This is a genomic window from Arthrobacter sp. 8AJ, from assembly GCF_902506025.1.
Classification (GTDB): domain Bacteria; phylum Actinomycetota; class Actinomycetes; order Actinomycetales; family Micrococcaceae; genus Arthrobacter.
On the sequence record NZ_LR733289.1, the window covers coordinates 4,215,124 to 4,226,835 of the forward strand.

11 protein-coding genes and 2 pseudogenes are annotated in these 11,712 nt (G+C 67.8%); 12 read left to right on the plus strand and 1 reads right to left on the minus strand.

Features of this window, described 5'->3' with window-relative positions; all coding sequences use genetic code 11:
- Nucleotides 1–31 precede the first annotated feature (31 nt).
- The 8 genes from BACI349Y_RS19635 (at nt 32) to BACI349Y_RS19670 (ending at nt 8,724) form a co-directional block, all read left to right on the plus strand.
- On the plus strand, nt 32–571 hold the full coding sequence (locus tag BACI349Y_RS19635) for a CGNR zinc finger domain-containing protein (protein WP_159634909.1): 540 nt from the start codon (nt 32–34) through the stop codon (nt 569–571).
- A 249-nt stretch (nt 572–820) separates the two neighbouring features.
- Complete coding sequence (gene rsgA, locus BACI349Y_RS19640) at nt 821–1,981, plus strand: ribosome small subunit-dependent GTPase A (RefSeq protein ID WP_159634912.1); 1,161 nt, start codon at nt 821–823, stop codon at nt 1,979–1,981.
- A gap of 40 nt (nt 1,982–2,021) precedes the next feature.
- Complete coding sequence (locus BACI349Y_RS19645) at nt 2,022–2,738, plus strand: alpha/beta fold hydrolase (RefSeq protein WP_159634915.1); 717 nt, start codon at nt 2,022–2,024, stop codon at nt 2,736–2,738.
- A 42-nt stretch (nt 2,739–2,780) separates the two neighbouring features.
- The gene (locus BACI349Y_RS19650; protein WP_159634918.1) at nt 2,781–3,884 is read left to right on the plus strand and encodes an agmatine deiminase family protein; all 1,104 of its coding nucleotides are present in this window, start codon (nt 2,781–2,783) and stop codon (nt 3,882–3,884) included.
- Entirely contained in the window at nt 3,881–5,653 is a 1,773-nt protein-coding gene (locus tag BACI349Y_RS19655) for an amidase (protein ID WP_159634921.1), read from the plus strand. The genes BACI349Y_RS19650 and BACI349Y_RS19655 overlap by 4 nt, the downstream gene beginning before the upstream one ends.
- A gap of 167 nt (nt 5,654–5,820) precedes the next feature.
- A complete protein-coding gene (locus BACI349Y_RS19660; RefSeq protein ID WP_159634924.1) occupies nt 5,821–7,071 on the plus strand; it encodes a D-arabinono-1,4-lactone oxidase in 1,251 nt (416 codons plus the stop codon).
- 22 nt (nt 7,072–7,093) lie between these two features.
- Nucleotides 7,094–7,429 (plus strand): hypothetical protein, encoded by a 336-nt coding sequence (locus BACI349Y_RS19665; protein ID WP_159634927.1) that lies wholly within the window; start codon nt 7,094–7,096, stop codon nt 7,427–7,429.
- A gap of 158 nt (nt 7,430–7,587) precedes the next feature.
- Nucleotides 7,588–8,724 (plus strand): baeRF2 domain-containing protein, encoded by a 1,137-nt coding sequence (locus BACI349Y_RS19670; RefSeq protein WP_159634930.1) that lies wholly within the window; start codon nt 7,588–7,590, stop codon nt 8,722–8,724.
- Nucleotides 8,725–8,803: 79 nt separating this feature from the next.
- Here the strand turns inward: BACI349Y_RS19670 and BACI349Y_RS19675 are convergent, their stop codons facing one another.
- Nucleotides 8,804–9,337, minus strand: a complete 534-nt coding sequence (locus BACI349Y_RS19675; protein WP_159634933.1) for a MarR family winged helix-turn-helix transcriptional regulator — start codon at nt 9,335–9,337, stop codon at nt 8,804–8,806.
- Nucleotides 9,338–9,612: 275 nt separating this feature from the next.
- Here BACI349Y_RS19675 and BACI349Y_RS19680 point away from each other — a divergent pair, with 275 nt between their 5' ends.
- The 4 genes and pseudogenes from BACI349Y_RS19680 to BACI349Y_RS19695 all read left to right on the plus strand — a co-directional run.
- The gene (locus BACI349Y_RS19680) at nt 9,613–10,512 is read left to right on the plus strand and encodes a hypothetical protein (protein WP_159634936.1); all 900 of its coding nucleotides are present in this window, start codon (nt 9,613–9,615) and stop codon (nt 10,510–10,512) included.
- Nucleotides 10,512–10,646 (plus strand): annotated as a pseudogene (locus BACI349Y_RS20565) (phage holin family protein); the annotation flags it as partial. The gene BACI349Y_RS19680 and the pseudogene BACI349Y_RS20565, both read left to right, overlap by 1 nt.
- A gap of 127 nt (nt 10,647–10,773) precedes the next feature.
- Nucleotides 10,774–11,070, plus strand: a pseudogene (locus BACI349Y_RS20415) (phage holin family protein); the annotation flags it as partial.
- Nucleotides 11,067–11,712 (plus strand): DUF3618 domain-containing protein (locus BACI349Y_RS19695; protein WP_159634939.1); only part of this gene is annotated, 646 nt, incomplete at its 3' end. The pseudogene BACI349Y_RS20415 and the gene BACI349Y_RS19695, both read left to right, overlap by 4 nt.

Below are 11,712 nucleotides of genomic sequence, written 5' to 3' on the forward strand. Positions count from 1 at the left end.
GCCGTCATGCCCAGTGTGGTGTCATGGGTTTATGCAGTTCAACCATGACAACATGTCCGGCGTCCGGGTCGCGGAGGAACTCGTCAACATGCTGGGCGGCGGAGCCTGGGACGAAGGTGCGCTGGCAGACCTTTTGGCGGCCCACCTTTTCGACAATCCGCAGGTGGGCGCGCCCGAGGAAGCGCTCCTGCGGGACTGGACAACACGCCTGCGCGCTGTCTTTGAGTCGGACAGCGAGAAGGACCGCTGCGCCACGGTGAACGCATTGCTGGAACAGGGGGTCAAGCGGGTCTTCCTGACGGTCCACGACGGACTGGGCCCGCACCTTCACTTTGCTGAAACCAGCGACAGCCTGGTGGAACGCGTGCGTGCCCTCACGGCCGGCGGCCTGGCCATCTTCATCACGGAGGCTGCGGGTGGACGGCTGGGTACCTGTGCCAGGGACGGCTGCCCGAAGGTTTTTGCCGACACCAGCCGCGGCGGACGGCGCGCCTATTGCTCGGCGCGGTGCGGCAACGCCGAGGCGGTGATGCGCTACCGGGAGCGAGGGCACTACGCTGGCCGCCCTTAGCAGGCAGCATTCAACCATGGCCCCCGACGGCGACGGGCGCTAGAGTGGGACCGTTCGCACCCTGCCGTCCCCGGCAGGAAGACGGTGAACCCGCGAGGGAATGGAGGTGGTTTTGATGACTGCAGTTGCCGCGCGCCCAGCGCGCTCCGCACCCACCACATCATCCATCCTCCCGGCTGCACCCGCCTGACCTGTCGGCAGCTGTCCGCAGCAGCGCTGTTGCACCGGGGACCCCGCAAGGAAACCACAGTGCACAATTCTTCAGGCAACCCCCTGGACAACACCCCAAGTACCAACCAACCAACCGACGGCCCCGGCGCTTACGGCTACACCCCCGCCGTCGCCCGCCACTTCCACCAGAACCCCTGCCCCGGCGCCACGGAACGCGGACGGGTGGTCCGCGTCGACCGCACCCTGCTGCTGGTCGCCGCCGGGGACGGCCTGCTCCACCTGCCGTATCCGTTGGCCGGAGAGCCCGCCGTCACCGGCGACTGGGTCTGGATCGGCCCCAACCGGGCCGGTAACCGCCAGATCCTGGCAGTCCTTCCCCGCCGCTCGGAGCTCAGCCGCAAACGCGCGTTCGAGGATTCCTCCGGGGAACAGGTCCTGGCCGCGAACATGGACACCGTGGGGGTGGTGGTGCCCGTTGACCGGCCGCTCACGCACAACCGGCTGGAACGCACCCTCGTTGCCGCGTGGGACTCCGGCGCCACCCCGCTGGTGATCATCACCAAGGCGGACCTGGCTGATGTGGCTGACGACGTCGTCGGGAAAGTCATCCTGCAGGCAGCGGGCGTGGAGGTGGTCACCACATCCGCCGAAAACGGCGACGGGGTCGACGAACTGATGTCCCGCATCCAGCCCGGCGGCACCATCGTGCTCCTGGGTCCGTCCGGCGCGGGAAAATCCACCTTGATCAATGCGCTGGTGGGCCGCGAGGTCCAGCAGACCGGGGAGGTGCGGTCCGGGGATTTCAAGGGCAAGCACACCACCACCGCCCGGGAGCTGGTACCCCTGTCCAACGGCACGGTGCTGATGGACACGCCCGGTGTACGGGGTTTCGGGTTGTTCGACGCCGGCGAAGGCCTGGGCGGGATGTTCGGCGATGTGGAGGAACTGGCCGCCGGCTGCCGCTTCGCGGACTGCGGCCACGGCGGTGAGCCCGGCTGCGCGGTGCGGGAAGCGATTGACGGCGGCGTCCTGGAGGAACGGCGCTGGAACTCGTACCTGAAGATGCAGCGCGAACTGGCCGCGCTGGCCCGCCGCTCCGACGTCGCCGCCCAGCGCGCCTACCACCGGGAGTGGCACCAGAAGGTGGTGTCCGCCGGAAAATCGCAGCGCTGGGCGGAACGCGAGGCCATGGAACGCCAAGGCCGGACCGCGGGGAAGGACCGTAAGCCGAAGCGGTAGGACCGTATTCCGGCGTGGGGGCGGGGAGTAGGGTTCGGTCATGGACATCATCCTGGTTCCCGGTTTCTGGTTGGACGCCTCATCCTGGGAGGAGGTGACCCCTGCCCTGGAGGCAGCAGGGCACCGGACCCACCCCCTCACCCTCCCGGGGAAGGAATCCGTGGACGCCGCCAGGTCGGGCATCAATCTGCAGGACCACATCGACGCGGTGGTGGAGGTCCTGGACGGCCTCCCCGGCAAGGTGGTCCTGGTGGGCCATTCCGGTGGCGGTGCCATCATCCACGGCGCGGTGGATGCGCGGCCGGACAAGGTGGCGCGTGCCGTGTACGTGGACAGCGGACCGCTCGGTGAAGGCGGTGTCATCAATGACGAGTTGCCGGCCGTTGGGGATGACGTCCCCCTGCCTCTCTGGGAGGACTTTGACGATGCCGACCTGGTGGATCTCGATGCCGGCCTTCGCCAGGCCTTCCGTGACCGCGCCATTCCGGAGCCCCGGGGCGTGGCGTACGGCAAGCAGCAACTGCATGACGAACGCCGCTACGAGGTCCCCGCCACCGTGATCGCCTGCGAGTTCCCGTCCGCCATGATCCGGGAATGGATCGCGGCCGGGCACCCGTTCGTCGCGGAACTGGCCAAGGTCCGGGACGTCGAGTACATCGACCTGCCCACCGGGCACTGGCCGCAGTTCACCAAACCGGAGCAATTGGCACGCGCCATCCTGGCGGCCGTCGACCGGAACACTACTCGCCAGGTTTGAAAAACCCTTGCGTGCGGACGGCACCGTCCCCATAATAAATGAATGGCATTCATTTATTCGACAGCAGTCGGTGGCAGCGCCGCCCCTGGCCACGCGGCCGTCAGTACCGCGTCCCGCATGCCCGCCGAGTGGGACGCCCACCAGCGGACCTGGATGGCCTTTCCGCCGCCAAACGAGACCTTCGGGCCGGTGGGAAGCTCCACCCTGGACCGTGCGCGGGCCGCCTGGACCAAGGTGGCCCGGACCATCGCAAGGTACGAGCCCGTTACGGTCGTCGCCGATCCGCGCGATGCCACCGCCGCGCGGGAATGGCTCGGCCAGGGCATCGACGTTCTGGCCGTTCCGCTGGACGACGCCTGGCTGCGGGACAGCGGCCCCACGTTCGTTCATGCGGCAGACGGTTCACTCGCCGCGGTTGACTGGATCTTCAATGGCTGGGGCGCACAGGACTGGGCTGCCTGGGCCAAGGACCAGGACGTAGCCCGGAGCGTGGCAGCCGGCACCAATGTGCCAGTCAGGCGAAGCTCCCTGGTGAACGAAGGCGGCGGATTCCATGTGGACGGTGAGGGCACGGTGCTGCTGACCGAAACGGTGCAGCTCGATCCCGGCCGAAACCCCGGCGCCACCAAAGAGTCCGTCGAGGCAGAAATCCATGCAGCCCTGGGCACCACCAAGGCCATCTGGCTTCCCCGCGGGCTCACCCGGGACTATGACGAGTTCGGCACCCGCGGCCATGTGGACATCGTGGCCGCCTTTGCCGGCCCGGGAACCATCCTGCTCCACCGCCAGGATGATCCCGCCCACCCGGACCACGCCGTCTATCTGCAGCTGAAGGCAGTCCTTGCCGGGCAGCTGGACGCCCAGGGCCGGCCGCTGCGCATCATCGACGTTCCAGCCCCCACCACACTCAGGGATGAAGAGGGCTGGGTGGACTGGTCCTACATCAACCACTACGTAGCCAACAAGGTGGTGGTGCTCTGCGGCTTCGACGATCCCAACGACACCATCGCCGCCGGCATCCTGGAGCGCGCCTACCCCGGACGCACGGTGGAACTGGTGGATGCCCGGGACATCTTCGCCTTCGGCGGCGGCATCCACTGCATCACCCAGCAGCAGCCGGCCCGGCGCGAAGGCGATGCAGCATGAAGCAGGCACAGGCCACTCAACAGTTGGCCGCTGCGGGGACTTTCGACGTGGTGGAGGCCGGCATCGGCCAGCTCCGGGCAGCCCTTGATGCGGGTGTGGTCACTTCCGAAGACCTGGTCCGCCTCTATCTGGCGCGCGTTGAGAAGTATGACTCATCAGGAATATGTTTGAACTCGCTCGTCGTGATGAACCCGAAGGCCATCGCCGAGGCGCAGGAGTCGGACCGCCGCCGTGCCGCCGGGTTCACGCTCGGCCCCCTGGACGGCATCCCCTACACCGCAAAGGACAGCTATCAGGTCAAAGGCCTTACCGTGGCTGCCGGTTCACCCGCGTTCAAGGACCTGGTGGCACAGCGCGACGCCTTCACCATCGAACGGCTGCGGGCCGGGGGCGCCGTCCTGATCGGACTGACCAACATGCCGCCCATGGCCAACGGAGGTATGCAACGCGGAGTATATGGGCGGGCGGAGAGCCCTTACAACGCCGATTTCCTCCCGGCCGCCTTTGCCTCCGGGTCATCCAACGGTTCCGGCACGGCCACTGCGGCCAGCTTCGCAGCCTTCGGACTGGCGGAGGAGACGTGGTCCTCAGGCCGGGCGCCGGCGTCGAACAATGCCCTGTGCGCCTATACACCCTCCCGCGGCGTCATCTCCGTGCGTGGGAACTGGCCCCTGGTGCCCACCATGGATGTCGTGGTTCCGCATACCCGCACTATGACGGACCTGCTGGAGGTCCTGGACGTGGTGGTGGCGGACGACGCCGAGCCACGCGGCGACTTCTGGCGTGTCCAGCCCTGGATCCCGGTGCCCAAGGCATCCACCGTCCGGCCGGTGTCGTACCTTGACCTCGCCGTTCCGGACGCTACCGCGGCGGCAGGGGTACTCGCCGGGAAGCGGCTGGGCGTGCCCCGGATGTACATCAACGCGGACCCGGAAGCCGGCACTGCCGAAGCGCCAGGCATCGGCGGGCCGACAGGGCAGCGGATCGAAACCCGCGCATCCATCATGGATCTGTGGAACGCGGCCCGCCGCGACCTCGAAGCCGCAGGCGCCGACGTGCTGGAGGTGGACTTCCCCGTGGTCTCCAACTACGAAGGGGACCGGGCCGGCGCGCCCACCATCGCCACCCGGGGGCTGGTCTCCCCGCAATACCTGCGGCGGGAAATCGTGGACCTGCCGGCCTGGGCGTGGAATGACTTCCTGGAGGCCAACGGGGACCCGCAACTGAACCGCCTTGCCGACGTCGACGGTTCCGCCATCTTCCCGGCCCCGGACGGGGCGCTTCCGGACCGCTACGACGGCTTCGATGACGACATCAGCGACTATCCCGGCTGGATCCGCGGGCACGGCGTGCCCGTCCTGGCCGACATTCCGCACCTGCCCGCGGGCCTGGCAGGGCTGGAGGAAACCCGGCGGGTGGACCTGGAGGAATGGATGGACCGGCTGGGCCTGGACGCCGTGGTGTTCCCGGCGGCGGCCGATGTTGCCCCGGCGGACGCGGACACCAACCCGGCCTCGGCGGACGCCGCCTGGCGCAACGGCGTATGGGTGGCCAACGGGAACCTGGTCCCCCGGCACCTTGGCATCCCCACGGTCACAGTTCCCATGGGCACCGCGGCGGACATCGCCATGCCGGTGGGCCTTACCATCGCCGGCAAAGCCTACAGCGATACCGGGCTGCTCCGGCTGGCCGCAGCCATCGAAGCAACCGGGAGCCGCCGCATGGCCCCGCCCCGCACCACCACACCCCGCAACGAAAGAAGCTCCTGACTGGACGGCGTTGGTGTCCGCCTGCCTGCGGTACTGCCCCCGGGCGGCCCGCGGGCAGGCGGATCACGGCCACGGGACATCCCCGCCCACACAGCGGAAGCGCCTTGACAGGCTCGATTGTTAGCGCTGACAGTGGGAGGAAACCGACGCCAAGCGAAAGCCACTCGATGAAGAACTGGGCAGGAAACCTCGAATACTCCTCCGCGGATGTCAGTCGGCCGGAATCAGTAGCGGAACTGGCATCCATCGTGGCCGCTTCGCCGCGGATCAAGGCCCTGGGGTCCCGGCACTCGTTCAACCGGGTGGGAGACACCGACGGTGTGCACGTGCTGCTCGATGCGCTGCCGCAGCAGGTGGAGCTGGATTCCGGCCGTGGAACAGTGCGCGTCAGCGGCGGCGTGAGTTACGGGGCGCTCTGCCGGACGCTTGAGGATGCCGGCGTCGCCATCCACAACCTTGCCTCGCTGCCGCACATCTCGGTGGCAGGCGCGGTGCAGACCGGCACGCACGGGTCCGGTGTGAACAACCCGGCCCTCGCCGGTGCCGTGGAATCCATCGACCTGGTCCGGGCCTCCGGAGAGCAGGTCACGCTGACCCGGGAGGACGGTGACGAGTTCCTGGCAAGCGTGGTGGGCATCGGGGCCCTGGGCATTGTCACCGGGCTGGAACTGGCGGTGCGGCCCAGCTTCAGGATGCGCCAGCGGGTTCTGGAGGACCTGCCGTGGGACAACGCCCTGGGAGATTTCGCCGGCATCGTGTCCAGCGCCTACAGCGTGAGCCTCTTTACGGACTACGCGGGCAGCAGCATCAACCAGGTATGGCTCAAAGCGCTCGACGGGGAGGAGCCGCTTCCAAACCTCTTCGGGGCAACCGCCGCGCTGCATCCCAGGCACCCCCTGCCGGACATGTCAGCGGAGAACTGCACGGCGCAGTTGGACGAACCCGGGCTGTGGCTGGACCGGCTCCCGCACTTCCGGCACGAGTTCACCCCAAGCAACGGAGACGAACTCCAGAGCGAGTTCATCCTTCCCCTGGAGCACGCCCCCGCCGCCCTCCAGGCAGTCCGCGCGCTGGCCGAAGATCTGGCTCCGCTGCTGTTCGTCTCGGAAATCCGCACCGGCGCCGCCGACGAATTCTGGCTCAGCCCGTTCTACCGGCAGCAAAGCGCGGCGCTGCACTTCACGTGGAAACCGCTGCAGCCTGAGGTGGAGGGCTTCCTCCCCGTCCTTGAGGAAGCCCTGCGGCCCTTTGGTGCCCGCCCCCACTGGGGCAAGCTGTTCACGCCGGAGGGCTATGACTGGGAGGCGCTGTACCCGCGGTTCGCCGATTTCCGTGCCTTTGCGGCCGGGCATGACCCGGAGGCCAAGTTCCGCAACGCCCTGCTGGACAGCATCCTCGGGGTACCGGCACGCCGGTAGAGGCCGCCGGTACGCTGGAGGCATGACTCTTCGCCCCGCCGCCGCCACTGCCCTTGCCGCCGCCCTGCTGCTGACGGGGTGCGGCGCCGTGGGGGAAGCCGCAGGCACCGCGGCAAGCGACGCCGCCTCCAGGGCGGCCTCGGCCGCCGCGCAGGAAGTCAACCGGCAAATCTGCGCAGTGGTCCAGGACGGCCTGGTCAGTGCCGAAGACCGCCAGGCTTTGGCGGGCTTGGTGTCGGCCGCGCGGACGGCAGGGGTTCCTGCAGAGATCACGACGCCGCTGGGCCGGATTGCGGAGGCCGGGGACCAGGTGCCGGCAGACTCAGTCCGGGCCCTGCAGGACGCCTGCCGCGGCTGACCGGCAAGGGGCCGGAAGGCCCTTCAGCGCCCGGATCACCGCTGCTACGGTGATATGACGAACCGGTAAGCCTGTGGCAGTACGCCACGCGCGAAGGAGATCGTCATGGCAGAACGCGGCAAAACCACCTCGGCCCCACGCATCAGGGGGGAGGAAAAATGACCACGAACCTGCAGAAATATGCCGATCTCTACCGCACTCCCGGCCCGTGGTGCACGGCCTACGTGGACGCGGGAACCGGAACAGTGGACACCCTTGAAGCCGGTGATGTCAGGGCCGGAAATACCCGCGCCCGGCTTGAAGCACAGGGGGCAACCTCCGCCGATGTCGAGGCAATGGAGCAGGCCCTCCAGCCGGCCGCCGGGATCCCCTCCCCCGTGGCACGCTTCGTCCTGGTCCACGCAGGGAAGGCCCTAGTCAATGAGGTGCTTCCCGGCGATCCCGTCATGCCGGAGCGGCTCGCAGTGGAGCCCGTCCCGGACCTGCTGCCGCTGGTCAAGCACCGGCCCGAAGACCTTGCCTACGTTGTGGCGGAAGTAAGCCGGGAGCACGGTGAAATCCGGCTGTACCGGGCCGGAGCCAGGATTCCCGCCCTCGTACAGGACGTGGAGGGCGAATCCGAACACGTGCACAAATTCCATGGCGGGGGTTGGTCTGAACTGCGGTTCCAGCACCACACCGAAGACGTCTGGCGCCGTAACGCGGACGAAGTGGCAGGCGAAATCGACAGGGTGGCCAGTGCCAGCGGCGCCCGGCTCATCGTGCTCGCCGGCGACATCCGTGCCCGGGGCCTGGTCAAGGACAACCTCTCCGAAGCCGGCAGGGCTTTGGTGTCGGAGGTGGAGTCCCACACCCATACCGCCGGGGCTGGCAGCGCGAACCTGGAGGACCACGTCAACCAGCACGTTGCTGAGTTGTGGGCGGAGGAGCAGCAGGCTGTCATGGACAGGCTGGCCGTCCAGGAGGGCCAGGCCAATCCCGAGGCAGCCCATGGCATCGGAGCGGTGGTGCATGCACTCCAGCAGGCACAAGCGGACGTCCTGATCTTTGATGATGCCGCCCTGTCCGGACGGACCCTGCTGGCCCTGGACGCCGAACCGTGGGTTGCCACAGCCCGGGAAGAAGCCCTGGCTGCCCGCATCCTGGGAGAAGTGCCGGCCCCGGCGGCGCTGCTTCGCGCAGCCGCCCTCACCGACGCCCGCGTTCTCCTGGTTCCCGGACCGGTCCTGCCCAAGGGCGTGCATATCGCGGCACTGCTGCGCTGGTCCTCGGGACCGGACGTCCCGTCGTCGTAAGCCCTGCTGCCTGTCCGGCGTGCCTGTCCGGTGCTGCCCAACCCCACGCACGGGGCATGGCAAGACGCCCGTGGCCCTGTCAGTTCTGGTGTGGCTGTTCCCAGCCACGGATTCCGGCTGCCCGCCCGGTCTGGGGACGGTGTCCGGCCCGGTGTTCCGGCGGGGCAAACGGAACCACGCCGCTATCGCGGTTGAGTGGGACGGCACGGACAAACTTGGTGAGTTCCTCCCGGAGTTCCTTCCACCCGATGTCCGGATCGTCCGGATAGGCGTTGACCTCCGCTTGGCGCGCCGCTTCGACGGCGGCAACGCCGGCGTCCGTCAGCTCCACTTTCAGCTGGCGGCGGTCCGAGGCGTGCCGGGTCCTGGTGATGAGTCCTGTGCCCTCAAGCCGGGTCAGGACGCGGCCCAGTGTTTGGCTCTGGACCCTGATCGCATCGGCAAGCTGTTCCTGGTTCAGTGGGCCCCCCGTCAGGCCTTCCAGTGCAATAACTGCGGCACGGGTGAGGCCAAGGGGGGCCAGTGCATCGTCCTGGCGCCGCTGGATGAGCCGGGCCGCCAAAGTGATCAGGCGGTAGCTGCTCCGGGCGTCGGGATCGAGATTGCTGGTCATCGGCCGCGGCCTTCCTGTAGGTGGCGAAGTGCTGGTCACCCTGCGTCGCTACACCACTACAATAAGCATGCTTAGCAACATATTCGCAAGTAGGCTTACTATCCGGCGGCCACTCAACCCCCTCGCCGGGCGCCCCGGGACTTCGAAACTGCAGCACTGCCCCTTGCAATCCAAATGGGAAGTGTGCTTAGTATCTAATTAGTAACCTTGCTTACTAACTCGCCAGCATTGCTGGTTCTTGATCGCCAGCTAACCCTTTCTGAAAGAGAGCGAAGATGACAGAGAACCAATGGCCCCAGACCCCGCACACCGCCAACGATCCGGTCATCGCCGATCCGTACGGCGCAACGGAGGCAGCTCCCCGGCAGGCCTCCTACCCCACCACTCCGGGTGACACCTCCAAGACCCAGGCAGCCAGGGAGCAGGCATCCAACGTTGCCGGCGAGGCCGCATCCGCCGCACAGGGAGTGGCCCAGACGGCGAAGGAAGAAGCCGCGAACGTGGCGCATGAGGCGAAGGCCAATGCACAGGACCTGCTGCACCAGGCAAAGTCCGGCCTCACCAGCCAGGCGGGCACCCAGCAGCAGAAGGCCGCGGAAGGCATCCGCAACATCTCCACCCAGCTGCACAGCATGGCCAATGCCCCGGACCAGCAGGGCATGGCCGGCGACCTGGTCCGCCAGGCGGCAGAGCGCACTTCCTCCATGGCCACCTGGCTGGAAAACCGGGAGCCGGGCGACCTCCTGAACGAGGTCCAGCGGTTCGCCCGCAACCGCCCCGGAACCTTCCTGCTCCTCGCAGCCGGCGCCGGCGTCCTCGCCGGACGCCTCACCCGCGGCCTCACCGCAGGTGCACCCGAAACATCGGGACAGGCTGCAGGTTCCAATGCGGCCCAGGGTTCAGGCCAGCACCGCGCCGCGCAGCCAGCCCCGGCAGCGCCGCTTCGCCAGGAGACCGTTTATGCCGCAGGCACCGACGACCTCTTTGCTGAGCCGGTAGTGGGCAGTGCCACCCCGGTGTCCACCAGCACCCTGCCTTCGGGAACACCCGAAGAGACTCCGCTCCGCTTCGAGGACGACCCCTACCGCGCCGAAAACGGCGTGTACTCCGGCGACGGGACGTTCGGCACTGAAGGTACCCCGGGCACCGGCCGGCACGGCACGGGTGGTCTGTGATGAGTAGCCAGATTCCGGAGCCGCCGCCCAGCGCGGCGCATGTGAAAGCGGACAACGCCTCACTCGGCGACCTCCTCGGGGACGTCACCCGTGACTTGTCCACCCTGATGCGCCAGGAAGTGGAACTGGCCAAGGCCGAACTCAAACAATCCACCTCCCGCGCAGGCAAAGGCGCCGGCATGCTCGCCGGCGCCGGGATCGGCGGACACTTCGTCCTGCTCTTCCTCTCCCTGGCCCTGATGTGGGCCCTGGGCGCCATCAGCCGAACTCAAACAATCCACCTCCCGCGCAGGCAAAGGCGCCGGCATGCTCGCCGGCGCCGGGATCGGCGGACACTTCGTCCTGCTCTTCCTCTCCCTGGCCCTGATGTGGGCCCTGGGCGCCATCATGGCCCTGGGCTGGGCCGCGCTGATCGTCGCCGTGATCTGGGCCATCATCGCCGCCGTCCTGGCCTCCACCGGCCGCAAGGAACTCAAACAGATCAAGGGCCTGCCCCAAACCGGCGAAACCCTCTCAGAAATTCCCCCAACCCTAAAACCAGGTGAGGTAAACCGATGAGCGACAACCCTGACGTCATCCGCGCAGACATAGAAGCCACCCGGGCACGCCTGGGCACCAACGTGGACGCCGTGGCCGACAAAGTCACCCCGTCCAACATCGTCCACCGCCAAACCGACAAGGTCCGCGACGCCGTGACCGGGGTGAAGGAGAAAATCATGGGAGCAGCAGACACCGCCGGCACCAAAGTCCACGACACCACCGCCACCGGAGCCGGGCACACCACCAACGCCATGCACACCGCAGGAGACAACCTGCACCAGGCCACAGACACCGTCTCCGCCAAACTCTCCGACGCCGGCCAGGCCGTCTCCCACGCCCCGGACCAGGTCAAAGCCAAAACCGCCGGCAACCCCCTGGCCGCCGGCCTCATCGCCTTCGGCGCCGGCATGCTGATCTCCTCCCTGATCCCGGCCAGCGACAAAGAACGCGAAGCCGCCGACCAACTCAAAACCGCAGCCCAGCCCCTGGCAACCCAGGTCACCGACGCCGCCAAAACCATGGCCCAGGACCTCAAGGAACCCGCCCAGGAAGCCATGGAAAACGTCAAGGCCACCGCCACCGACGCCGCCCAAAACGTCAAAACCGAAGGCCAATACGCAGCCACCGACGTCAAAGACCGCGCAACCGACGCCAAAGACA